Below are 23471 nucleotides of genomic sequence, written 5' to 3' on the forward strand. Positions count from 1 at the left end.
TCCAGCCGGGCCCGCCCTTCGCAATAGTGATCGTCGGTGTGTGCTGTCAGGAGATCCCGAGGTGGCGGTCACAATCCAGCCTGCACCCCCAGCTCCGGCCGATGGGGCCGCTGGCAACGACACCGATTGGGGCGTCCATGCCGAGTGGCTCTGGCGCGGGCAGCGCTGCCACTGGCGGGCGCTGGGGGATGCAGCGGCGCCGGCCCTGGTGCTGGTGCATGGTTTTGCCGCCGGCAGCGGCCACTGGCGTCGCAACGCGGCGGTGCTCGCCGCCGCGGGCTGGCGCGTTTACGGGCTGGATCTGATCGGCTTCGGGGCTTCCAGTCAGCCGGCCCTGCGCCTCGACAACCGCCTCTGGGCCCGGCAGCTGCAGGCCTTCCTCGAGCAGGTGGTGCAGGGGCCGGCGGTGCTGGTGGGCCACTCCCTCGGGGGCCTGGTGACCCTCAGCTGCGCCGTGTTGTTCCCCCGCTGGGTGCGGGCCGTGGTGGCCGCCCCCCTGCCGGACCCCACCTTGATGCTGACCAGCCGGGGTAGACCCCCCCGCCGGCCACCGTGGTGGCGGCGGCTGCAGCGCTGGCTGGTGACCCTGCTCTGCCGGTTGCTGCCGCTGGAGCTGCTGGTGCCGCTGCTGGCCCACTCGCCCCTGCTGGACCTGGGCATCCAGTCGGCCTACAACACGCCCGTGATCGGCGACCGCGACCTGCACCGGGTGATCGCCAGGCCGGCCAGGCGCCCCGGCGCCGTTCGCGCCCTCAGGGCCATGAGCATCGCCATGGCGCTACGCCCCCATGCCGCCACCGCGCCAGCTCTGCTGCAACGGCTCCAGCAGCCGCTGCTGCTGATCTGGGGCCAGCGCGATCGGCTGGTGCCGGTGCAGGTGGCCCAGCAGGTGCAACGGTTGCGTCCGGATCTGCCCCTGGTGTTGCTGGATGGCAGTGGCCACTGCCCCCACGACGAACAGGCCGAGGCCTTCAACGGCGCCCTGCTCGCCTGGCTGGAGCAGCTGCCGGCGACCGGCCCCATTCCCAGCCCCGGGCGGTAATTTGGGGCAAAGCCACCGCAGCGGGTTCCTCAGGCGATGAAACACACCCTCTCGGTGTTGGTGGAAGACGAATCCGGGGCCCTGAGCCGAATTTCCGGCCTGTTCGCCCGCCGGAGCTTCAACATCGAGAGCCTGGCGGTGGGGCCGGCCGAGCAGGCCGGCATCTCCCGGCTGACGATGGTGGTGGAGGGCGACGACCACACCCTCGAGCAGATGACCAAGCAGCTCGACAAGCTGGTCAACGTGCTCGGGGTGATCGACCTCTCGCGCATTCCCGCCGTGGAGCGCGAACTGATGCTGCTCAAGGTGTCGGCCCCGGCCGAAACCCGCAGCGCCATCCTCGATTTGGTGCAGGTGTTCCGAGCCAATGTCGTGGACGTGGCCGATGACGCCCTGACCCTGGAGGTGGTGGGAGATCCGGGCAAGCTGGTGGCCCTCGAACAGGTGATGGAGAGCTACGGGATCCTCGAGATCGCCCGCACCGGCAAGGTGGCCCTGGAGCGGGCCTCCGGGGTCAACACCGCCTTCCTGAAGGTGACGGCCTCCAACAAACGGGTGCCGGCCTAGGGCTTGCCCTGCACCAGGGTGCCGCCTTCCACCACCGTGGCCTTGACGATCTTGTCCCCCTGGCGGATCTGGTCGATCACCTCCATCCCCTTGCTCACCCGGCCAAACACGGCATAGCGGCCATCGAGCTCAGGCAGAGCCTGCAGAGCCACATAGAACTGAGCACTGGCGGAATTGGGATCGGCGGAGCGGGCCATGGCCACCGCCCCGCGCTGGTGGGCCAGGGCTAGTTGCCGGGTCACCCCCGGCGCCGTCACCGGTTCGCCGTAACGGGGCTCGGGCTCATCGCTGCGCTTGATCTCCAAAGGGATCAGGCGGGCTTCACCGCTGACGGGATCCACATAGCTGCCCAGGCCGTACTGGCTGGCTGGCACCTTCGGATCAGCACTGCCGGGATCCCCTCCCTGCACCACAAACGGCACCGGCTCGCGCACCACCCGGTGGAACACCGTGCCGTTGTACACGCCCCGTTTGACGAGATCGACAAAATTGCCGGCGGTCAGCGGCGCCGCGGCGCCCTCGAGCTGGAGCTGCACCTCGCCCTTGCTGGTTTGCAGGGCCACGGTGGCCGAACCACTCAGGCAGGGGGTACTCGCAGCACTGCAACCCAGCTGACGGCTGCTGCTATCGGCGGCGCAAGCCACCAGAGTGAACGGCGCCAGCAGCAACAGCCCGCCCAGCACCAGGCGGCTCAACCAGATCCGAGCCATCAGACGCCCTCCAGGGGAACACCCAGAAAGCGGGCCAACTGGGCGCCGGAGAGCTCCAGGTCGGCCAGGGGCATCGGCTCGCCGACCCGGGTGAGGGGCATGTCGCGGCGTCCCTGCACCTTCAGCGCCAGGCGGCGGCGGGGATTGAGACCATCGCGCACCTCCACCTTCACCGCCTGGATATCACGCAGGGGGATGTCCACTGTGATCATCTGGCGGAAGCCGCGACGGCTGATCGTGGCCGTGCCGGCCTGCCGGTCAAAGCGGTTGCTGCCGGCTCCCACATCGATGCCGATCACGGCCCAGAGATAGGCGCATAGGGCCATGGCCGCCAGGCCATACAGCCCCATCACCAGCCCCTGGGGCAACCAGGCCAGCTCAGCCGGGTGGCCGATCGGCAGCAGGTCGGTGCCCAGATAGCTGGACGCACTGGTGAGCAGGAAGCCGAGGCCGCCGGTGGTCACCACCACGGCCACCAACACGTTGGAGAGCCGCCGCGACCCCAGCACCGGCAGCTCGAGCAACTCGATCGCGGGGGAGGAGACCATGGGAACGCACAAACAATGGCTGTCATCCTGACCGGTCGCAGCGCCTGGATGCAACGCCGGCACGGATCCCGAAATCCCAGCCAGAGCGGCCCATGTCAGCCCGTATCAAACGGCCTCGCGATCCCCTTCAACATTGTTACCATTGCCCAGTAATCCCTCAGCTTCCGCGGGTTTTCCGCTCCGTTTCATCACCATGACGATCGCTGTAGGGCGCATGCCGCAGCGGGGATGGTTCGACATCCTCGATGACTGGCTCAAGCGCGACCGCTTCGTATTTGTGGGTTGGTCGGGTCTGCTCCTGTTCCCCACCGCCTATCTGGCACTGGGTGGCTGGCTGACCGGCACCACCTTTGTCACCTCCTGGTACACCCACGGCATTGCCAGCTCCTATCTGGAGGGCTGCAACTTCCTCACCGCCGCCGTCAGCACCCCCGCTGACGCCATGGGTCACAGCCTGCTGCTGCTCTGGGGCCCTGAGGCCCAGGGCGACTTCGTGCGCTGGTGCCAGCTCGGTGGCCTCTGGCCCTTCGTGGCCCTGCACGGCGCCTTCGCCCTGATCGGCTTCATGCTGCGTCAGTTCGAGATCGCCCGTCTGGTGGGCATCCGCCCCTACAACGCCATCGCCTTCTCCGGCCCGATTGCGGTGTTCGTCAGTGTCTTCCTGATGTACCCGCTCGGTCAGAGCAGCTGGTTCTTCGCTCCGTCCTTCGGGGTGGCGGCGATCTTCCGCTTCCTGCTGTTCCTGCAGGGCTTCCACAACTGGACGCTGAACCCGTTCCACATGATGGGCGTGGCCGGCATCCTCGGCGGTGCTCTGCTGTGCGCCATCCACGGCGCCACGGTGGAGAACACCCTGTTCGAAGACTCCGATCAGTCGAACACCTTCAAGGCGTTCGAGCCCACCCAGGAAGAGGAGACCTACTCGATGGTCACCGCCAACCGCTTCTGGAGCCAGATCTTCGGGATCGCCTTCTCCAACAAGCGCTGGCTGCACTTCTTCATGCTGTTCGTGCCGGTGATGGGTCTGTGGACCAGCAGCATCGGCATCATCGGCCTGGCTCTCAACCTGCGCGCCTACGACTTCGTGTCGCAGGAAATCCGCGCCGCTGAGGACCCCGAATTTGAAACCTTCTACACGAAGAACATTCTTCTGAATGAAGGTCTGCGTGCCTGGATGGCACCGGCTGACCAGCCGCACGAAAACTTCGTCTTCCCTGAAGAGGTTCTGCCCCGTGGAAACGCCCTTTAATTCCAACTTGGTGGTCGGAGGCAGAGACCTCGACTCCACCGGTTATGCCTGGTGGGCGGGCAATGCCCGTCTGATCAACCTCTCCGGCCGCCTGCTCGGCGCCCACGTGGCCCACGCGGGTCTGATGGTCTTCTGGGCCGGCGCCATGATGTTGTTCGAGGTGAGCCACTTCACCTTCGACAAGCCCATGTATGAACAGGGCCTGATCCTGTTCCCCCACGTGGCCACCCTTGGCTACGGCGTGGGCCCCGGCGGCGAGGTCACCGATCTCTACCCGTTCTTTGTGGTCGGTGTGCTGCACCTGATCAGCTCGGCCGTGCTCGGCCTGGGCGGTCTGTATCACGCCCTCCGCGGCCCTGAAATCCTCGAGAACTACTCCTCGTTCTTCTCCCAGGATTGGCGCGACAAAAACCAGATGACCAACATCATTGGTTATCACCTGATCCTTCTCGGCGTCGGCGCCCTGCTGCTGGTCTTCAAGGCCATGTTCTTCGGCGGCGTCTACGACACCTGGGCCCCGGGCGGTGGCGATGTGCGCATCATCACTAACCCCACCCTCAGCCCCGGAGTGATCTTCGGCTATCTCACCCGCGCCCCGTTCGGTGGCGAAGGTTGGATCATCGGGGTCAACTCGATGGAAGACATCATTGGTGGCCACATTTGGATCGGTCTGATCTGCATCTTTGGTGGCATCTGGCACGCGATCACCAAGCCCTTCGGCTGGGTGCGCCGCGCCTTCATCTGGAATGGTGAGGCCTACCTGAGCTACAGCCTTGGCGCCCTGAGCTTCATGAGCTTCATCGCCTCGGCCTACATTTGGTTCAACAACACCGCCTATCCCTCGGAGTTCTACGGCCCCACAAACGCCGAGTCCTCCCAGGCCCAGAGCTTCACCTTCCTGGTGCGCGACCAGCGCCTGGGCGCCAACATCGGTTCGGCCATGGGCCCCACCGGTCTGGGCAAATACCTGATGCGCTCACCCACCGGCGAGATCATCTTCGGTGGTGAAACCATGCGCTTCTGGGACTTCCGCGGCCCCTGGCTGGAGCCCCTACGCGGCCCCAACGGCCTGAGCCTCGACAAGCTCCAGAACGACATTCAGCCCTGGCAAGTGCGCCGCGCGGCTGAATACATGACCCACGCTCCCAACGCGTCCCTGAACTCGGTGGGCGGCATCATCACCGAGCCCAACTCGGTGAACTTCGTGAACATCCGCCAGTGGCTGGCGTCCACGCAGTTTGTGCTCGCCTTCTTCTTCCTGGTGGGTCACCTCTGGCACGCCGGCCGCGCCCGCGCTGCCGCTGCCGGTTTCGAGAAAGGGATCGACCGCAAGGCCGAGCCCACCCTGGCCATGCCGGACCTCGACTGAGCCCTTGTGTTGATCTGAATCCGCAACCATCGGATGCAGTTCTGCCTCAGCCCCCGCCACATGCGGGGGCTTTTTTATTGCCCCGCTCCAGGCTGCATAGCTTTCCAGCAGTACTCAAGACTGCCTGCATGAAGCGTCCCCAGCTTCCGCCGGTGCTGGTCAGCGCCGTGAGCGCCAGCCTGCTCAGCACGGCCCTTGGGTTGAACCCCGTCTTGCCTGCCGCGAAGGCCAAGGGGCGGGACGTACCAGATCAGTGATCGCAACGGCACCACCTGGCCGGTGCAGGTGCGCGACCAGGGGCGAACGCTCAGCTTCAGCTGGTCGGATCGGGTGCTCACCATGACGCCCGAAACCGCAGCCACCAGCGGCACCAGCTGGGGCCAGCTGCTCGACATCCTGCTGGGCCAGTGAAGCCCTGGCTTGCGGTTAGTCCGCAAGCCAGCGGCGCAGCAAGGGCAGGCTCAAGCCGATCACATTGCTGAAACACCCCTCGATCCGCTCCACCAGCAAGCCGCCGCGGCCCTCCAAGGCAAAGCCGCCGGCGCACTGCAGCGGTTCGCCGGTGGCCACATAGGCCTCAATCTCCGCTGGGCTCAGGGACGCGAACTGCACGCGGGTCACCACCGCGGCGAGCTGGGGGCTGGAGTGGCCCCCCAGACCCTGGCCACCAGCAAATAAGCAGTGGCCGGTGATCAGCTCTCCCCAGTGCCCGGCCATCCGCTGCCAGCGCGCCTGGGCTTCCGCAGCATCGGCGGGCTTGCCAAACACCTCCCCCTCAAACACCAACAGCGAATCACAGCCGAGCACCGCAGCGCCCTCGCCAAAGCCCTCCGCCACGGTGGATGCCACCGCCGCCGCCTTGGCCCGCGCCAGCTGCTGCACGAGCTGCCTCGGATCGCTGTGCTGGATCGCTGCCTCGTCCACGCCGCTCACCTGCACCCGGTGGGGGATGCCGGCCTGCTCCAGCAAACGCCGACGGGCGGGAGACGCCGAAGCAAGAACGAGCATGGGGTCAGGGAGAATCCCTCTATGCAACACCGGGCCGCCACCCCAATCGACCGCCTGCTCCTCGACCCCCTCCTCCACGACCGGCGTGCCCAGCAGCGCGCCAGCCAGGCCCTGCGCTGCTTGCCCTTTCGCCTGGCGTTCTACAGAACGGTGGCGGAGCAGGCCCTCAGCAGCAACGAACTCTGCCGCCGGAACGACCACCGGAGCCTCTGCCGGGGCACCCCCACTCCCGATCGAATCGAAGCCCAGTGGATCTGGCTGATCCAACTGGGAGTGCTGCGGCGGGAGGTGGATGGCCAGGGCCTCACCGAACGGGTGCGCCTCACGCCGATGGGCCGCACGCTGCTGGCCCAATGGCCCGATGAGATTCCTACCGCCACGCTGCTGGATCGGCTCCAGCACGGCCTGCGCCGGCGGCGACCCCGGCTGTGAACGGCAGTAGCGCGTAGCATTCAAGTGCTACTTGCCACAGGGCGATGCCAACGGAAGTCACGCTTCGTCAGGCTGGCGGGTCTGTCAGCGCCACAATCCCTTCCGAGATGGCCCGCCGGTTTCACCTGGCTCCGGGAGACCGCGTGCAAGCGATCGAAACTGAGCACGGCATCCTGCTCTCCCCCTTCGATCCAACGGTGCAGGAAGCACTGGCACTCGCAACGGATGCGGCGCGCAAATTCCAAGCCGCCCTGCGTGAACTGGCCCGTTGAGCGACGTCCAGGAACCGCGATGGGTGCCTGCCGTTGCGGTGAAAGCCATCCACCACCAGCAGACCCTGGAGCATGGTGGACTTCGGGGTGTTCGCAGCGAGATCGCTCTGGCCTCTTCCCTTGCCAGGCCCAGGCAGCGTTGGGTCTACGGAGAACTGGGCACAATCCCCCAACTGGCAGCCGCTTACGCCGAGGCAATTGTGCGCGCGCACCCCTTCAGCGATGGGAACAAAAGGAGCGGGTTTCTCGTAGCCGTTGTTTTCCTGGGCCTCAACGGCTTCAGCTTCCAAGCCGGCAATGAAAGCATTGTTCTGACGATTCAACGGCTTGCGGCGGGCGAGCTGCCCTGGTTGGAACTCGAACGCTGGTTTGTCGACAACAGCAGGGCCAACGGATGAGCCAGGCCCCACCCAACCCCCTGATGGTGCTAGGCACCAGCAGTGGTGCCGGCAAATCGCTGATGACCGCCGCCCTCTGCCGGGTGCTGCGCCGCCGCGGTGAAACGCCCCTGCCCTTCAAGGGGCAGAACATGAGCAACAACGCCTGGGTGGACCAGACCGGCGGCGAGATGGCCTACTCCCAGGCGCTGCAGGCCTGGGCCGCCGGCCTGGAGCCGCACCACAGCATGAACCCGGTGCTGCTCAAGCCCCAGGGCGATTCCACCAGTGAGCTGATTCATCTGGGCCGTTCGGTGGGCAGCGCCCGCGCCGAGCGCTACTACCGCGACTGGTTTCGCCCCGGCTGGGCGGCGATCCGCCAGGGGCTGCAGACCCTGCAGGCGGCCCATCCCGGCGGGCGTCTGGTGCTGGAGGGGGCCGGCAGCCCGGTGGAGGTCAACCTGCAATCCCGCGACCTCACCAACCTGCGTCTGGCCCAATACCTGCGGGCCCGCTGCCTACTGGTGGCCGACATCGAGCGCGGTGGCGTCTTCGCCCAGCTGGTGGGCACCCTGGGCCTGCTGCGGCCGGTGGAGCGCCCCCTGGTGCGCGGCCTGCTGATCAACCGCTTCCGCGGCCGCCGCGAGCTGTTCGATGAAGGGCGGCGCTGGCTGGAGGCCCACACCGGCGTGCCGGTGCTGGGGGTGATGCCCTGGCTCGATGAGCTCTTCCCCCCGGAAGACTCCCTCGACCTGCTGGAGCGCCGCGGCCGCAAGCGGGGAGCAGAGCTGGAGATCGCCGTGCTGCGGCTGCCGTCGCTGAGCAACTTCTCCGACCTCGACCCCCTAGAGGCCGAACCGACGGTGCAGCTGCGCTGGCTCGCGCCAGGGGAGGAGCTGGGCCAGCCCGATGCGGTGATCGTGCCGGGCAGCAAGCAAACCCTGCGGGATCTGGCCGCCCTGGACGCCAGTGGCCTGGGAGAGGAACTGAAGCGCTATGTCGCTTGCGGCGGCCACGTATTCGGCATCTGCGGCGGCATGCAACTGCTGGGGCGCGAGCTCAGTGATCCCGATGGGCTGGAGGGGCAAGCCGGCACCGGTGCAGCCGGGATCGGCTTGCTACCACTGAGCACAGTGTTTGGCGAGGGTAAGGCCCTGCGCCAACGCCGAAGCCCCGCCCTCTGGCCAGCTGCCGCGGGCGATGCCCTGGAGCTGGAGGGCTTCGAGCTGCACCGCGGCCGCACCACCGCGCTCGACGCCTGCCAGCCCCTCTGCGCCGATGCGGCGTTGGGCTGGGTGGCCGCCTTTGGCGACCAGGGCGGACTGGTGGTCGGCACCTATCTGCACGGGGTGTTTGAGAGCGGCCCCTGGCGGCGGCGCTGGCTCAACCAACTGCGGCAGCGCAAGGGGTTGCCGAGCCTGAGCGAACGGCAACCGCACCACAGCCGCCAGCGCGAAGCCCTGCTCGATCGGCTCGCCGATGCCTTTGCGCAGCACGTCAACCTGGATCCCTTACTGCAGGAGCCATGACCGAGGTGCTGATCCACTGGCCCCACGGCCACCAGAGTCGCATCGCCAGCGGCAGCGACTGGCTGGAAGCAGCCCGCCAGGCCGGGGTGGCCATCCCCACCGGTTGCCTGGGGGGCAGTTGCGGGGCCTGCGAAATCGAGGTGAACGGCCAGGTGGTGCGGGCCTGCATTGCCACGGTGCCCGCCAGCCGCAGCGGCACGCTAACGGTGGAGCTGGCGAGCGATCCCTATTGGTGATCAGGGCTGGTGATGAGCGCTGGTGATCAGGCCTGAATCAGCCCACCGCCGAGCAGCACCTCACCCTCGTAAAACACCGCCGCCTGCCCGGGCGTGATCGAAAACTGCGCGTCTGCAAACTCGAGCCGCACCCGATGGGGCCGGCCAGCGGCCCGGTCGGCCTCGGTGGCGGGCAGGGGGAAGAGCAGGGCGGGCTCCGGGGCACTGCGGTACCGCACCTGCACCGCCACCTCAAACGGCTCCACGATCGGCTCCTCGGGCGGGGGCACCGACACCCAGTTCACCGCGCCCACCACCGCTTCAGGGCGGGCCGCCTCGCGCCGGGGCGCCACCACCACCTGGTTCATCGCCCCATCGAGCCGCACCACGTGCAGCGGCTCGCTCCAGGCCACGCCTAGCCCCTTGCGCTGGCCAATCGTGAAGTGCTCGATGCCGTCGTGTTCGCCGACCACCGTGCCATCGGCGAGCACGATCTGGCCCTGGCGCGGCGGCAAATAGGCATCCAGAAAGGCCTTCATTGAGCCGTGGTGATCCGCCAGGCAGAGGTCCTGGCTTTCGGGCTTCTTGGCCGTGCGCAGGCCATGGCGCTCCGCCTCCAGGCGGGTGTCGGCCTTGGTCAGCTCACCCAGGGGAAACACGAGACGGCCCAGGGCCTCCTGGGGCAGGTCGTAGAGGAAGTAGCTCTGATCCTTCTGGGTATCCAGGCCCCGCAACAACTGGTGGCGGCCGTTGTCGCTCACCGCGCCGTGGCGCACCCGGGCGTAGTGGCCGGTAGCGAGGCGGCCGATGCCCCGCTCCGCCTCGGCCCACTGCAGCATCGGCCCAAACTTCACCTCCCGGTTGCAGCGGGAGCAGGGCAGCGGCGTGACCCCAGCCGCGTAGCCCTCCACCAGGAAATCGACAATCTGGGCCTGGAAGTGCGCGCGGAAATCCACCACGTGGTGGGGCACCCCCAGCTGCTCACAGATACCGGCCGCATCCACCAGGCCTTCGGCGCAGCAGGCCCCCTTGCCGCTCATCAGCCAGAGAGTGAGCCCCTCCACCTGCCAGCCCGCCTCCACCAACAGCGCCGCCGTGAGGGAGCTATCGACACCGCCCGACAGCCCCACGGCCACCCGATGCTCGCCAGGCCAGGCGCGCAGGCGTTCCAGGGCCGCAAGGCCGGCCGGAGTGGACGGTGCTGCGGGACTGCTGGAGGTGGCAACGGAAACGGACAACAGGGCAGACAGCGGGCAGGAGTGCTCCCATCATGAAACCCAGTTGCTGAAACAGGGTTGGTGCAGCCAGCCGCATTGCCCGCCTGGCCCGCGCGGGACGGCCGCCATCTGCTGGTGAGCAGCGCCCAGATGGCGGCGCTGGAGGAGCAGCTGTTCGCCAGTGGCCTGCCGGTGGAAGCCCTGATGGAAAAGGCTGCCCTGGCGGTCACGCGGCGGCTGCTGGAGCAGCACGGCGAGCGGTTGAGGCGCGATGGCGCGCTGGTGCTGGTGGGGCCCGGCCACAACGGCGGCGATGGCCTGGTGATCGCCCGGGAGCTGCACCTGGCCGGGGTCGCGACCACCCTCTGGAGCCCGTTTGAGCGGCGCAAGCCGCTCACCGAAGCGCACCTCCGCCATGCCCGCTGGCTGGGCATTCCCCTGCTCGATCACAATCCAAACCCCGAAGCCAGCCCCCTCTGGATTGATGCTCTGCTGGGCATCGGCCAGCGGCGTCCCCCCGGGGCAGTGATCGAACCCCTGCTGCACGCTCGCCAGCAACAACGCCCCGGCGGCCTGGTGGCGGTGGATGTGCCCACAGGCCTCTGCGCCGACAGCGGCCAGGCCACCGGCCCGGTCACGGCCCTGGCCCTCACCACCTACGCGATCGGGCTGGTCAAGACCGGCCTGGTGCAGGACGCGGCCCTGGCGAGCGTGGGCCAGCTGGAATGGATCGACCTGGGCTTGCCCCGATCCCTGCTGGACACCCTGCCCTGCGATCAGCCGCTGGGGCTGGCCGCGCGGGATCTGGCCGACCGACCCCGGCCCGCACTCAGTCCGGCCGCCAACAAATACCAGCGGGGCCGGCTGCTGGTGGTAGCGGGCAGCGAGGCCTACCAGGGGGCGGCCAGCCTCGCGCTGGCAGGGGCCTCCAGCAGCGGCTGCGGCAGCCTGCAGGCGGCCCTACCGGAGGCCCTGGCCAGCAGTCTCTGGCAGCAGCACCCCCACGTGGTGGTGAGCCAAACCCTGGCCTGCCACAACCACGGCAGCCTGCGGCTGGATCAACTCACCGAGCTCGACCCGCAGCGGCTCAATGCCCTGCTGATCGGACCAGGAATCGGGCCCCTCGCGCCTGCGGGCCAGCTGGCTCCACCGATGCCCCAGGCTGGCCCTGGAGAAGCCGACTGCTGGCGCAGCCTGCTGGGCTGGAGCGGGCTGCTGGTGCTCGATGCCGATGGACTCAACCGACTGGCCGGGCCGGTGGCCCAGGGCCTCGGCCTGAGCGCCATCAGCTGGCTGCAACAGCGCCAGGGCCCCACCTGGATCACCCCGCACCCGGCGGAATTCGCCCGGTTGTTTCCTGAGCTCGCCGCCACCTCTACCACCACCAGTACCGCCCTGGAGGCCGCCGCCCAGGCGGCCCGGAGCTGCGGCGCCTGCGTGCTGCTTAAAGGGGCGCGCAGTGTGGTGGCAGCCCCCGATGGCCGCCGCTGGCAACTGCTGGAGGCCAATCCCACCAGTGCCAGGGCCGGCCTCGGCGATGTGCTGGCGGGCCACGCCGCAGGCCTGGGGGCGATGGCCATGGCCGCCACAGGCGGCGCCGATGCCTCCTGGCTGGCTGCAGCGGCCCTGGCCCACGCCCAGGCCGGCTTGCAACTCCGTGCACCCAGCAACCAGGGCGCCGCCACCCCCCTGGAGGTGGCGCAAAAGCTAGCCCAGTTGTGTTGATCACCACACCAAGTTGCAGCGCAGCCGCCCCAACCCAGGACGGTTCTGTGTTGTTTTGCAATTGAAAGCTAAAGGGTTGCTGAAAACACACTCGAAACAGTGAATTTGCCTGGATAGTCATTGTCCTCTCTAGGCGCTCCGATGACCTCCTCTCCCCTAGGAGCTAGCGAAAGCAGTCGTCGACGAAGTAGCGACCCGATCACCTGGTATCTGGCGACGATCGGTCGCGAACCTCTGCTCACACCAGCCGAAGAGATCGAACTCGGCAACCAGGTGCAGACAATGATGCGCCTGCTGGAAGAAGGAGAGCGGGACTACACCGACCTGGAAAAGAAGCTGCTCCGCATCGGCAAGCGCTCCAAGCAGCGCATGATGAAGGCCAATTTGCGTTTAGTGGTCAGTGTTGCCAAAAAGTATCAAGGCAAAGGCCTCGAACTCCTCGATCTGATCCAGGAAGGATCGCTGGGATTGGAGCGGGCCGTTGAGAAATTTGACCCAACCCGGGGCTATAAATTTTCGACCTACGCCTTCTGGTGGATTCGCCAGAGCATGACCCGGGCGATCGCCTGCCAGTCGCGCACGATCCGCCTGCCGGTGCACCTGAGCGAACGGCTGTCGGCCATCCGCAAGGTGAGCCTGGATCTGGCCCACAAACTGGGTGCCATGCCCAGCCGGCAGGAAATCGCCGAAGCCATGGCGATACCCATCGACGAGCTCGATGGCCTGCTGCGCCAGGCCCTCACCACCTCCAGCCTGGATGCGCCCGTGAACGGCGATGAGGGGCGCAGCTTCCTGGGTGATCTGATCGCTGACTCCTCCAACGAGGAACCCCTCGATCGGGTGGAGCGGGTCATCCACCATGAGCAACTGGGACGCTGGTTGAGCCACCTGAGCGACCAGGAGCGTCAGGTGTTGCACCTGCGCTTCGGGCTGGAAGGCGAGGAGCGCCACACCCTGGCGGAAATCGGCCGCCAGCTGGATGTGTCACGGGAACGGGTGCGCCAGGTGGAGCTCAAGGCCCTGCGCAAGCTGCGCAACCTCACCCGCCGCACGCCCACCACGCTCTAGGGCTCTGGGGCCGCCGCTGATCTACCACCCGGCCTACTCGGCCCCGCTGCCCAGCAGCCATCGCTTCCCGATGGCGAAGTTTCGGCTGCTGCACCAGCTGCTGCACCAGCAGGGGCTCGCCAGCCCTGAGCAACTGCACACCCCCTTGCCCGCGCCGCGCCGCTGGCTGGAACTGGTGCATGAACGCACCTATCACCAGGCCTTTGCCCGCAACGCGCTCACGGCCGCCGATCAGCGGCGCATCGGTCTACCCGCAACCCTGCCGCTGGTGCGGCGCACCTGGCTGGCCGTTGGCGGCACGGTGCTCACCGCCCGTCTGGCCTTGCGCCATGGGGTGGCCTGCCACCTCGCCGGCGGCACCCATCACGCCTTCCCGGATCACGGCAGCGGCTTCTGCATCTTCAACGACTGTGCCGTGGCGGCCCAGGTGTTGCTGGCAGAGGGGGCGGTGCAGCGGCTGATGGTGATCGACCTGGACGTGCATCAGGGGGATGCCACGGCGGCGATCTTTGCTGATGAGCCGCGGGTGTTCACCTTTTCGGCCCACTGCGCCAGCAACTTCCCGCTGCGCAAACAGCGCAGCAACGTCGACCTGCCGCTCGCCGATGGCCTCGAGGATGTCGACTACCTGCACGCCATTGGAGATCTGATCCCCGAGCTGCTCGATCAGCAGCTCCCCCAACTGGTGCTCTACAACGCCGGAGTGGATCCCCACCGCGACGATCGCCTGGGACGTCTCTGCCTCAGTAGCGATGGCCTGATCAACCGCGACCGACTGGTGCTCGATGCCTGCCTACGGCGCGGTATCCCGGTTGCCACGGTGATCGGTGGCGGTTACGACGCCTTGGAGCCGTTGGTGAAGCGCCACAGCCTGGTGTTCAGGGCCGCCGCTGAGCAGGCCCGTCTGCACGGGATCTGATCGGCCTTCCGCTCAATCTTCCGCCCAGATGTAGCGGGTGAGCTCCTCGGGTTTGGGCTCGGGGGCGGCGAGGGCGAATTCCACGCAATCGGCCACCTCGGCGTCGATCTCCTTTTCGATCGCCTTGAGCTCCTCGCCGGAGGCAAGGCCCTGCTCGATCAGGCGAGCGGCCAGGGCCTTGATCGGGTCGCGTTTCGCCCAGAACTCCTTCTCCGCCTCGGCCCGCAGCTCGTCGGGGTCGGCCAGGGAGTGGCCGCGGAAGCGGTAGGTGAGGCACTCGAGCACGGTGGGGCCTTCACCGGCCCGGGCCCGCTCAATGGCGCGCTGGGCAGCACCGCGCACCGCCAGCACATCCATGCCATCCACCTCTTCGCCGGCCATGCCGAAGGCAGCTGCCTTGCGCCAGATCTCCGGATCACTGGTGGCGCGGTTGTGGTCCATGCCGATGGCCCACTTGTTGTTCTCCACCACAAACAGGATCGGCAGCTTCCAGAGGGCCGCCATGTTGAGGCACTCGTAAAACTGGCCGATGTTGCAGGTGCCATCGCCGAAGAAGGCCGCCGTGACCGCATCACTGCTGGCATCTCCCAGGGCGTCGCGCTTGTAGCGGCTGGTGAAGGCGGCGCCGAGGGCCACAGGGATGCCTTCCCCGATGAAGGCGTAACCGCCCAGCAGATGGTGCTCCTTGGAGAACAGGTGCATCGAGCCGCCGCGACCCTTGCTGCAGCCGGTTTCCTTGCCGAACAACTCGCTCATCACCTCGCGGGCCGGCACGCCGCAGCTGAGGGCATGGACGTGATCGCGGTAGGTGCTGCAGAACCAGTCGTGCTGCATCTTCATCGCCTTGATCACGCCCGTGCTCACGGCCTCCTGGCCGTTGTAGAGGTGCACGAAGCCAAACATCTTGCCCCGGTAATACATCTCGGCGCACTTGTCTTCGAAGCGCCGCCCCAGGGTCATGTCGCGGTAGAGCATCAAGCCCTCCTCCCGCGTCACCGTGGCCGGGGTGGAGGGGTAAAGGTTCTCCAGACGCTCGGCATGAGCACCAACCAGGCTGGTGGCGTCGGCGGAACAGGACGGTGCTCCGGTAGCAGCCGTTCCAGAAACAGCCGTGATGTCAGGGCCCATGTCTGCCTGCGTCATGAATCAACTCTACGAGGTCCGATCTCAATGGGACCGGCAATCTCTGGCAAAACTGCTGACCCTGCCTAGAGTCAGCCGTCAGTGACGGGTCTGGATTGGAACTGCCGATCGATCACTTCCGGTTGCTCGGAGTTAGCCCGACCACCGACCTGCAGGCGTTGCTCCACACCCTGCAGCAACGCATCGACCGCGCCCCAGACCAGGGCTTCACCCAGGACACCCTGCTGGCCCGCGAAGAGTTGCTGCGGGCCAGCGCCGACCTGCTCAGCGACGCGAGCCGGCGCCAGGCCTACGAATCCGACCTCACCGCCCTGGCGGGCAGCGAGCAGTCTGTAATGCCGGCGCTGGATGTGCCCACCAGCAAGGACGTGGGAGGCCTGCTGCTGATGCTGGAGGCAGGTCAGGCCTTTGATTGTTTCGAAATCGCCTGCCGCGCCCTGCAGCCGCCCCAGGCACCGGCGCTGGGCAGCACCCGTGAGGCCGACCTCACCCTGCTAGCGGGCCTGGCCTGCCTGGCCGCAGCCGCCGATCTGCATCAGCAACGGCACTATGAGGCCGCCGCCCAGACCCTTCAGCGGGGCCAGCAGCTGCTGCAACGGATGGGCCAACTGCCGGCGATCCGTCAGCAACTGAGCGACGAGCTCGACAACCTCCGGCCCTACCGCGTACTCGACCTGCTCAGCCGCAACCTCACGGCCCAGACGGAGCGGGCCGAGGGACTGGCCCTGCTCGAGGCGCTGGTGGCCCGTCGCGGCGGACTCGAAGGCTTCGGGGATCCCAGCATGGGCCCCGAGGAGTTCCAGGCCTTCTTCAAGCAGATCCGCGCCTTCCTGACGGTGCAGGAGCAGGTGGACCTGTTCAGCCGCTGGGCGCCAACCTCCGCCGCAGCCGATTTTCTGACCAGCACCGCCCTCACCGCCTCCGGCTTTGCCCAACGCAAACCCGAACGCATTGCCGCCGCCCGGCAACGGCTCGAGGCCAGCGGCCAGGAGGGTGTGCAACCGCTGCTGGCCTGCCAGCACCTGCTGCTGGGCCAGGTAAAGCAAGCCCGCGCCGCCTTTGAACAGGGCGCCACGCCGGACTTGAAGCGCTGGGCCGACCAGCAGAGCCCGGATCCCCTGGCCCAGCTCTGTGCCTATTGCCGCGACTGGCTGGCCCGCGATGTGTTGCCCGGCTACCGCGACCTTGAGGCCGATCCTGATCTGGAGGCCTACTTCGCCGATCGCGATGTGCAGACCTACGTGGAGCAGCACGACCGTCCGCCCGCTCCGGCCGTCACCGACAGCACCCTCCCCTGGGGCGTGGCCGTCGATGCCGGCAGCCCAGCGGACACCACCACCCAGCCGTTGACCCCGGTCAACAACGACGACGGGGACGTTGATGGTGACGGCTGGAACCCGGCAGCCTGGCTGGAGACCATGCGCTTCAACTGGCGCTGGCCGCAGCTGGAGCGACCCTCGCGCCGCACGGCCACGGCAGCGGCCGTTGGGGCCGGCGTGGTGCTGGTGGCCCTCGCCTCGGTGATGCGCCCACGGCCCCCAGCCCCCGGCCCGGGCCGCACCCCGATCCCCGTGCAGCCCACACCGACCCCGGTTCCACCCGCCACTGTGCCGTTGCGCGCCGAGACCCCCAGCGAAGAGCAGGTTCAGGCGCTGCTGGAAGCCTGGCTCGATGCCAAGGCCTCCATCCTGGCTGGCAAGAACAGCCGCATTCCCTTGGAGATGCTGGCCCGTCCGACTCAACTGTCTCGCCTTGAAGCTGAGCGCGCAGCCGATCAGGCACGCGGCGAAACCCAAACCATCAGCACCGCGATCACCTCCGTGGTGATCGATGAACAGAGCGCCAACCGGATCGCCGCCACGGTGAACCTGCGCTATGCCGACCAGCGGCTCAACGCCAAGGGAGACCCACAAGGCGAGCCCACCAAGCTCGCGCTGCGCAACCGCTATGTGTTCGGCCGCGATGGTGGCATCTGGCGGCTGGTGAGCTTCCAAAAAGCCCCCTGAATCACCAACCTCCCGGAACACCGCCCCCGTGCCCGCCGGGCCGGTTTTTACGATCGCTTCACTCCTGGGGCCACGCCCCGCCCCTGGTCCCCGAGCGGCAACGCGATGTTTGACGAGCTGTCCCAGCGATTTGAAGATGCGGTCAAGAGCCTGAGGGGCCAGGCCTCAATCACCGAAACGAACGTGCAGGGGGCGCTCAAGCAGGTGCGCCGGGCCCTGCTGGAGGCGGATGTGAGCCTGCCGGTGGTGCAGGACTTCGTTGACGAGGTGCGCCGCAAGACGGTTGGCGCCGAAGTGGTGCGGGGCGTGAGCCCGGATCAGAAATTCATCCAGCTGGTGCATGAACAGCTGGTCGAGACCATGGGCGGCGAGAACGCGCCCCTGGCTGCCGGCGGCGTGGCCGGGGCCCCGACGGTGGTGCTGATGGCCGGCCTGCAGGGCGCCGGCAAGACCACCGCCACCGCCAAGCTCGGCCTGCACCTCAAGGAGCAGGGTCGCAAAGCGCTGCTGGTGGGAGCGGATGTGTACCGCCCAGCCGCCATTGAGCAACTCAAAACCCTCGGCAACCAGATCGGCGTGGAGGTGTTCAGCCTCGGCATCGACGCCAAGCCGGAAGCCATCGCCGCCGCCGGCATCGCCAAAGCCAAGGCCGAAGGCTTCGACACGGTGCTGGTGGACACCGCCGGCCGCCTCCAGATCGACACCGCGATGATGGAGGAGATGGTGCGGATCCGGGAGGCCGTGCAGCCCGACGAGGTGCTGCTGGTGGTGGATTCGATGATCGGCCAGGAAGCGGCCGAGCTCACCCGCTCCTTCCACGAGCAGGTGGGCATCACCGGTGCCGTGCTCACCAAGCTCGACGGCGACTCCCGCGGTGGTGCGGCCCTCTCGATCCGCAAGGTGAGCGGAGCGCCGATCAAGTTCATCGGCACCGGCGAGAAAGTGGAGGCGCTGCAGCCCTTCCACCCCGAGCGGATGGCCAGCCGCATCCTCGGCATGGGCGACGTGCTCACCCTGGTGGAGAAGGCCACCAAGGAGGTGGAGCTGGCCGATGTGGCCAAGATGCAGCAGAAGCTGCAGGAAGCCAGCTTCGACTTCTCCGACTTCCTGCAGCAGATGCGCCTGATCAAGCGCATGGGCTCCCTGGGCGGCCTGATGAAGCTGATCCCGGGCATGAACAAGATCGACGACGGCATGCTCAAGCAAGGCGAGCAGCAGCTCAAGCGGATCGAGGCGATGATCGGCTCAATGACCGAGGCCGAACGGCAGCAGCCGGAACTGCTGGCCTCCCAGCCCTCCCGCCGCCGCCGCATCGCCGCAGGCAGTGGTCACGCGCCGGCCGATGTCGACAAGGTGCTGGCCGACTTCCAGAAGATGCGCGGCTTCATGCAGCAGATGACCAAAGGCGGCGGCATGCCGGGAATGGGCGGCATGCCCGGGATGCCAGGGATGCCAGGAATACCAACCATGCCCGGTCCCATGGGTGGCGCTGGGGGTGGGGGGCGGCGGCCCGCCAGGCCGGCCAAGAAACGCAAGGGCTTCGGGGAGCTATGAGCACCCGACCGGGTACATTGCTTCTTTGGACACCTAGCGCAAGGCCACGATGATCAAGCTCCGCCTGAAGCGGTTTGGAAAGAAGCGGGAAGCGAGTTTCCGCCTCGTGGCCACCAACAGCACCTCCCGTCGCGACGGTCGTCCGCTCGAGGAGCTGGGCTTCTACAACCCCCGTACTAAAGAGACCCGTCTCGACACCGAGGCGATCCGCACTCGCCTGGGCCAAGGGGCCCAACCCACCGACACGGTGCGCTCCTTGCTGGAGAAGGGTGGTCTGATCGAGAAGACCGTGCGCCCTGCCGAGGTCGTTGGCAAGCAAAAGCAGGCTGATGCCCGCGAAGCTGCCGCCAAGCAGGCTGTCAAGGAAGCTGCTGAAGCAAAAGCTGCTGAAGCTGCTGCTGCCGCCGAAGCCAAGGCCGCTGCTGAAGCCGCGAGTGCCGAAGCCGCCAGTGCCGAAGAAGCAACTACGGAAGCCGCCGCTACCGCCGAAGCTTGAGCGTTCGGCCCATGGCGGAGCCAAAGGGGCCCACAAGCTTTGCCATTCCCCTGCCCAATCCTGCCGCGGCTCTAGCCCTGGCAGGTGACGCTGAATCATCCACCCTGCGCCATCTCGAAGCCCTCACCGGAGCTTCGCTAGTGCTGCGGGGGCTGGATTTGGTCATTCAGGCACCTCCCAGCCAGATGGAGAGAGCTGCCGCATTGGTGGAATTGCTTCGCCCCCTGTGGCAGGAAGGCCAAGCCATCACCCAGGTGGATGTGCGGGTAGCCCTGCAGGCCCTCGACACCGGCAGGAGCACGGAGCATCAACAACTGGGCAGCCAGGTGCTGGCCCGCAGCCAGAGTGGCAAGCTGCTGCGCCCGCGCACCCTGCGCCAGCTGGCCTACGTGGAAGCTATGGAGCGCCACGACCTCACCATTGCCCTCGGCCCGGCTGGCACGGGCAAAACCTTTCTGGCCGCAGTTCAGGCGGTGCGCATGCTCACCGAGCGCAAAGTCGAGCGGTTGGTGCTCACTCGCCCGGCGGTGGAGGCGGGCGAGCGGCTCGGTTTTTTACCGGGCGATCTGCAGCAGAAAGTTGATCCCTACCTGCGCCCCCTCTACGACGCCCTGCACGCCCTGCTTGGCGCCGAGCGCACCGGTGCCCTGCTGGAAAAAGGGGTGATTGAAGTGGCGCCACTGGCTTACATGCGCGGCCGCACCCTGGCCGACGCCTTTGTGATCCTCGACGAAGCCCAAAACACCACCACCACCCAGATGCGGATGGTGCTGACCCGGCTGGGGGAACACTCCCGCATGGTGGTGACTGGCGATCCCACCCAGGTGGACCTGCCCTATGGGGTAAAAAGCGGCCTGCAGGAAGCTGCCCAGGTGCTGCAGGGGGTGGAGGGGGTGGCGATCTGCGAGCTCACCGCGGCTGACGTGGTGCGCCACCCGCTAGTGCAGCGGCTGGTGGAGGCCTATGCCGATCGCGATGCCACCAAGCTGGCGCCTGCCGTTAAAAGGCGATTCGATGGTCAGTGCAGTGAGCCTGAGCCATGAACAAAGCAGAGCGTCTGCGCATCCCCGCCGAGATCGCCGTAGCGGCTTTGGTGGCTTATTTGCTCGGCTACTGGTTCACGAATCTGTTCCCGGGCTACCTACCCAAGATCGGCGGGCTTTGGTCGGCGATCTCCGCGATCGTGGTAACCCAGGCCACCCGCAGGGAGGCAACCAACTCAGCCTCGCTGCGAATTTTGGGTTCAGCCATAGGCGCCGGCACCAGTGCCATCTACCTGACGCTGCTTCCCTTTCACCCTTTGGGCATGGCCGTGGCAATTTTCGCCACCGTTGCGCTCTGCGCAGCGATCAATGTGCCGAGCCATGGCCGCCTGGCAGCTATCACCGTGGTCGTTGTGATGGTCACCGGCAGCCTGGATCCGAAGCTGAGTCCGGGGCTAAATGCCCTGCTGCGCTTGGCTGAATCATGCATCGGCATCGGCGTTGCAGTGCTCGCGGCGGAGCTATGGCCCAGCTCAAACAACCAGGCTGGTGACAAGTTCTGAAGCCAAAGCGCCAAACCTGAGCCCGTCCCGATAGGGAGATCCGCACCGACGAGCGCCAGCAGGGCCTCCCGTTGCCTGCATGTCGCTGGCAGGATATAGAAACTTCGATACCACTGGTGTGCCATGCCGGCCAGCAGCAATTTTCAACAGGCCATCCGTGAGGCCCAATCGAGTGCCCTAGTTGGCCCCAATGTGGTCAACAAGGCCCTGCCCTATGTGGGCGGCGGCATGGTGCTCACCGCCGGTGGAGTGATGGGAGGTTTGGCCCTGATGGCCAGCAGCCCAGCCCTGTTCATGCCCCTGTTCTGGGTGGCCCTGATCGGCAACTTCATCCTGTTCTTCGTGGCCCAGAATGTGGCCCTGAAGGGCAACAACAACACTGCCCTGCCGCTGCTGTCGGCCTACAGCCTTTTAACCGGCTTCACCCTCAGCGGCATCGTTTCCTACGCGGTGAGTGCTGCTGGTGTCGGCGCCATCGGCACAGCCACCCTGGCTACGGGCATCACTTTTGTGGTGGCCTCAGTGGTGGGTCGCCGCATGAGCGACAACATCGGCCAAGCGCTGAGCGGCGTAGTGGGTCTGGGCATCGTCGGCCTGCTGATCGCCATGGTCGTGCAGATCGTCGGTGGCATCTTTGCCCCAGGCGTGTTCAGTGGCGGCACCTTCGAACTGCTGATTGCCGGCTTCGGCACGGTGCTGTTCGTAGGGGCAGCATTTGTTGACTTCTACACGATGCCACGCACCTACAGCGACGACCAATATCTGGCAGGCGCCTTGGGGATGTATCTCACCTACATCAACCTGTTTATCTTCATCCTGCGCTTGATCATTGCCCTCCAGGGCGGCGGCCGCCGCGACTGAGCTCGCGTCCCAGAGCTTTCTGCAGCGCCCCAGTGGGGCGCTTTTTTATGGCTGGACGACCGCCGGCACGGCGAGCTGGGGCAGGGTGGTGGTGACATCCCGCAGCGGATGGCGGCTGCTGCCCCAACCACCAGCGGGCAATTGGGGAGTCACTCCCGGGCCAGCCTGGGCAGCGGCATTGAACCAGGCCAACAGCAAGCCACGCAGGGCCCCACCGCCATCGCCCTGGGGGGAGCGGAGATTGAAATGGTCCGCCCGTTCAGCCAACACCAGGCGGTGGCCGCTGCCAGCTGAGCGGGTGGCCCGACCCATGGGCTCAATCGCCTCCGGGCCAGAAGGCACCACCCAATCGCTGTTGCCGCTCACCACCAACACCTTGGCGGGCATCGTCTGGACCGACTCGACGTCAAACAACAGGAGCATCGGCGGACTCACAGCCACGGCGGCGAGCACGCGGGAATCCACCAGGGCGGCGCTCTCGGCGGATCCCACAAAGTTGCACTGCAACACCCAGCTGAGATTGCGGGAGGGATGTCCCACCTCATCGCACAGCTCCTTGAGCCGGCTGGGGGTGGGGCGGGCTCCAGCCAGTTGCAGCGCCGTGGTGGCTCCCCAGGAATGGCCGGCGACCAGCACCGCCTGGGTGTTCACCGGCCGGCGCAAGCCAAGCCGGCCGTCTGCCGCCGCATCGATCACCGCCGACACATCCTTGGGCCGCAAGGCCAGCTCCAGCGGGCTCGGCGGCGGCGCCTTGCCGGCCAGCATCGCCCGCTGCTGGCTCTGGTCGCTGCCGGGATGGCGGGGCAACACCACCGTGTAGCCGTGGCTGGCCAGGTGGCTGGCCCAACCCTCGAAGTTGCTGGGGTCGTCCCACAGGCCATGGGAGATGACCACCAACCGGTCGCTGGCAGGAGCGGATGCGGGTACTGATGCGCTCGACTCCAGAACCACCACAGCCAGGGGCTCCGGGCGGTGCTTCACCGCAATGGTGAGCTCCCGCCGCGCGGTGGAGAACCGCCCGGCCTCTAGCCAGGGCCCCTGGCTGGTCACGGCCGGGAGGGAGGCCACGAGCTGGTCGGCCTGACGGCGCTGGGCCCGGAATCGCTGCACCGATGAGCCCAGGCGCCCCAGCTGCACCGTGACGCTGTCGCCGGGCAACTGCTCCAGCACATCCAGCAGGCTGATGCTTCCCTGGGCGGCGGCCCGCTGCATGGCCGCCTCAAACTGGGCTGGCTGGAGGGGCTCGGGCAGGCCGTCGATGTCGCCCAGGGCCCCCACCAACAACAGCACCTGCTCCAGCAGCGGCGAGCCCTGGGCATTGCGCACCACGGCCCCCAGCTCCAGGGGCAGGTTGGATTGCATCACCGCCTTGAGCTTCTGACCGATCGCTCCGCCGGTCGCCCGGTCGAGTTCGGCCAGATCGCTGTCCCCTGCCATCAGGGCCTGGGGGCTGCGCAACTCCGAAACCCGGATCACGAAATCGGTCTCCAGCAGCGGCAAGCGCAGCTTGATGGTTTCAATCGCCCGGGCGGAGGTTGGCGCCAGCAACGCCGCCGCCGCCAAAGCGAAAACCCTGGAGCGCATCACCATGAACAGGGCAGCTGCTGGCTCGGCCATT

25 protein-coding genes are annotated in these 23471 nt (G+C 67.1%); 19 read left to right on the forward strand and 6 right to left on the reverse strand.

Features of this window, described 5'->3' with window-relative positions; genetic code table 11:
* The first annotated feature begins 61 nt into the window (after window positions 1-61).
* Both KBY65_RS02165 and ilvN read left to right on the forward strand, forming a co-directional pair.
* Window positions 62-1042 carry an alpha/beta fold hydrolase gene (locus tag KBY65_RS02165; RefSeq protein WP_369802044.1) on the forward strand — a complete coding sequence of 327 codons (981 nt, stop codon included), beginning with the start codon at window positions 62-64 and terminating at the stop codon, window positions 1040-1042.
* A 36-nt stretch (window positions 1043-1078) separates the two neighbouring features.
* Complete coding sequence (ilvN, locus tag KBY65_RS02170; RefSeq protein ID WP_094560934.1) at window positions 1079-1609, forward strand: acetolactate synthase small subunit; 531 nt, start codon at window positions 1079-1081, stop codon at window positions 1607-1609.
* On the opposite strand, the gene KBY65_RS02175 is transcribed toward ilvN, so the two are convergent.
* A complete protein-coding gene (locus KBY65_RS02175; protein WP_094560932.1) occupies window positions 1606-2319 on the reverse strand; it encodes a peptidylprolyl isomerase in 714 nt (237 codons plus the stop codon). The genes ilvN and KBY65_RS02175 overlap by 4 nt on opposite strands.
* Entirely contained in the window at window positions 2319-2867 is a 549-nt protein-coding gene (locus KBY65_RS02180) for a photosystem I assembly protein Ycf4 (RefSeq protein WP_094560930.1), read from the reverse strand. Before KBY65_RS02180 ends, KBY65_RS02175 begins: the two co-directional genes overlap by 1 nt.
* A gap of 193 nt (window positions 2868-3060) precedes the next feature.
* Here KBY65_RS02180 and psbD point away from each other — a divergent pair, with 193 nt between their 5' ends.
* The 3 genes from psbD (at window position 3061) to KBY65_RS02195 (ending at window position 5896) form a co-directional block, all read left to right on the forward strand.
* Window positions 3061-4116, forward strand: coding sequence for a photosystem II D2 protein (photosystem q(a) protein) (psbD, locus tag KBY65_RS02185; protein WP_255000368.1), 1056 nt, complete (start codon window positions 3061-3063; stop codon window positions 4114-4116).
* The gene (gene psbC / locus KBY65_RS02190) at window positions 4100-5485 is read left to right on the forward strand and encodes a photosystem II reaction center protein CP43 (RefSeq protein WP_094560227.1); all 1386 of its coding nucleotides are present in this window, start codon (window positions 4100-4102) and stop codon (window positions 5483-5485) included. Before psbD ends, psbC begins: the two co-directional genes overlap by 17 nt.
* A 279-nt stretch (window positions 5486-5764) precedes the next feature.
* Window positions 5765-5896 (forward strand): hypothetical protein, encoded by a 132-nt coding sequence (locus KBY65_RS02195; protein WP_254988648.1) that lies wholly within the window; start codon window positions 5765-5767, stop codon window positions 5894-5896.
* A 15-nt stretch (window positions 5897-5911) separates the two neighbouring features.
* On the opposite strand, the gene KBY65_RS02200 is transcribed toward KBY65_RS02195, so the two are convergent.
* Complete coding sequence (locus KBY65_RS02200) at window positions 5912-6493, reverse strand: nucleoside triphosphate pyrophosphatase (RefSeq protein WP_255000370.1); 582 nt, start codon at window positions 6491-6493, stop codon at window positions 5912-5914.
* Window positions 6494-6514: 21 nt separating this feature from the next.
* Here KBY65_RS02200 and KBY65_RS02205 point away from each other — a divergent pair, with 21 nt between their 5' ends.
* From KBY65_RS02205 to KBY65_RS02225, 5 genes are all read left to right on the forward strand, one after another.
* Window positions 6515-6925: an Npun_F0494 family protein gene (locus KBY65_RS02205; protein ID WP_198953858.1), complete on the forward strand. Its 411-nt coding sequence runs from the start codon at window positions 6515-6517 to the stop codon at window positions 6923-6925.
* A gap of 107 nt (window positions 6926-7032) precedes the next feature.
* The gene (locus KBY65_RS02210) at window positions 7033-7197 is read left to right on the forward strand and encodes a type VII secretion target (RefSeq protein WP_143592865.1); all 165 of its coding nucleotides are present in this window, start codon (window positions 7033-7035) and stop codon (window positions 7195-7197) included.
* A complete protein-coding gene (locus KBY65_RS02215; RefSeq protein WP_094560225.1) occupies window positions 7194-7595 on the forward strand; it encodes a type II toxin-antitoxin system death-on-curing family toxin in 402 nt (133 codons plus the stop codon). The genes KBY65_RS02210 and KBY65_RS02215 overlap by 4 nt, the downstream gene beginning before the upstream one ends.
* Before the next feature lie 23 nt (window positions 7596-7618).
* Window positions 7619-9103, forward strand: coding sequence for a cobyric acid synthase (locus KBY65_RS02220; protein WP_255000497.1), 1485 nt, complete (start codon window positions 7619-7621; stop codon window positions 9101-9103).
* The gene (locus KBY65_RS02225; protein ID WP_094560224.1) at window positions 9100-9339 is read left to right on the forward strand and encodes a 2Fe-2S iron-sulfur cluster-binding protein; all 240 of its coding nucleotides are present in this window, start codon (window positions 9100-9102) and stop codon (window positions 9337-9339) included. The genes KBY65_RS02220 and KBY65_RS02225 overlap by 4 nt, the downstream gene beginning before the upstream one ends.
* A 26-nt stretch (window positions 9340-9365) precedes the next feature.
* Here the strand turns inward: KBY65_RS02225 and mnmA are convergent, their stop codons facing one another.
* A complete protein-coding gene (gene mnmA / locus KBY65_RS02230; protein ID WP_409996609.1) occupies window positions 9366-10556 on the reverse strand; it encodes a tRNA 2-thiouridine(34) synthase MnmA in 1191 nt (396 codons plus the stop codon).
* Window positions 10557-10616: 60 nt separating this feature from the next.
* Between mnmA and KBY65_RS02235 the strand changes: the two genes are divergently transcribed.
* The 3 genes from KBY65_RS02235 to KBY65_RS02245 all read left to right on the forward strand — a co-directional run bounded on the left by KBY65_RS02235 (window position 10617) and on the right by KBY65_RS02245 (window position 14247).
* Window positions 10617-12260 (forward strand): NAD(P)H-hydrate dehydratase, encoded by a 1644-nt coding sequence (locus KBY65_RS02235; RefSeq protein ID WP_315860019.1) that lies wholly within the window; start codon window positions 10617-10619, stop codon window positions 12258-12260.
* Between the two features lie 141 nt (window positions 12261-12401).
* Window positions 12402-13328, forward strand: coding sequence for a sigma-70 family RNA polymerase sigma factor (locus tag KBY65_RS02240; RefSeq protein ID WP_094560220.1), 927 nt, complete (start codon window positions 12402-12404; stop codon window positions 13326-13328).
* A 4-nt stretch (window positions 13329-13332) separates the two neighbouring features.
* A complete protein-coding gene (locus KBY65_RS02245; RefSeq protein ID WP_094560250.1) occupies window positions 13333-14247 on the forward strand; it encodes a histone deacetylase in 915 nt (304 codons plus the stop codon).
* A 12-nt stretch (window positions 14248-14259) separates the two neighbouring features.
* Here KBY65_RS02245 and pdhA read toward each other — a convergent pair whose 3' ends face one another.
* Entirely contained in the window at window positions 14260-15390 is a 1131-nt protein-coding gene (pdhA, locus tag KBY65_RS02250; RefSeq protein WP_094560219.1) for a pyruvate dehydrogenase (acetyl-transferring) E1 component subunit alpha, read from the reverse strand.
* A gap of 95 nt (window positions 15391-15485) precedes the next feature.
* Between pdhA and KBY65_RS02255 the strand changes: the two genes are divergently transcribed.
* From KBY65_RS02255 to KBY65_RS02280, 6 genes are all read left to right on the forward strand, one after another.
* Entirely contained in the window at window positions 15486-17396 is a 1911-nt protein-coding gene (locus tag KBY65_RS02255) for an ARC6/PARC6 family protein (protein WP_255000372.1), read from the forward strand.
* A 105-nt stretch (window positions 17397-17501) separates the two neighbouring features.
* On the forward strand, window positions 17502-18950 hold the full coding sequence (ffh, locus tag KBY65_RS02260) for a signal recognition particle protein (protein WP_255000373.1): 1449 nt from the start codon (window positions 17502-17504) through the stop codon (window positions 18948-18950).
* Window positions 18951-18999: 49 nt separating this feature from the next.
* A complete protein-coding gene (rpsP, locus tag KBY65_RS02265) occupies window positions 19000-19446 on the forward strand; it encodes a 30S ribosomal protein S16 (protein ID WP_094560216.1) in 447 nt (148 codons plus the stop codon).
* 11 nt (window positions 19447-19457) lie between these two features.
* Window positions 19458-20489, forward strand: coding sequence for a PhoH family protein (locus KBY65_RS02270; RefSeq protein ID WP_094560215.1), 1032 nt, complete (start codon window positions 19458-19460; stop codon window positions 20487-20489).
* Complete coding sequence (locus KBY65_RS02275) at window positions 20486-20992, forward strand: FUSC family protein (protein ID WP_255000374.1); 507 nt, start codon at window positions 20486-20488, stop codon at window positions 20990-20992. Before KBY65_RS02270 ends, KBY65_RS02275 begins: the two co-directional genes overlap by 4 nt.
* Window positions 20993-21115: 123 nt before the next feature.
* On the forward strand, window positions 21116-21853 hold the full coding sequence (locus KBY65_RS02280; protein ID WP_255000375.1) for a Bax inhibitor-1 family protein: 738 nt from the start codon (window positions 21116-21118) through the stop codon (window positions 21851-21853).
* Between the two features lie 45 nt (window positions 21854-21898).
* Here KBY65_RS02280 and KBY65_RS02285 read toward each other — a convergent pair whose 3' ends face one another.
* On the reverse strand, window positions 21899-23470 hold the full coding sequence (locus KBY65_RS02285) for an alpha/beta hydrolase family protein (RefSeq protein WP_255000376.1): 1572 nt from the start codon (window positions 23468-23470) through the stop codon (window positions 21899-21901).
* Window position 23471: the final 1 nt, after the last annotated feature.

The organism is Cyanobium sp. Alchichica 3B3-8F6 (assembly GCF_024346435.1).
Lineage (GTDB): Bacteria > Cyanobacteriota > Cyanobacteriia > PCC-6307 > Cyanobiaceae > Cyanobium_A.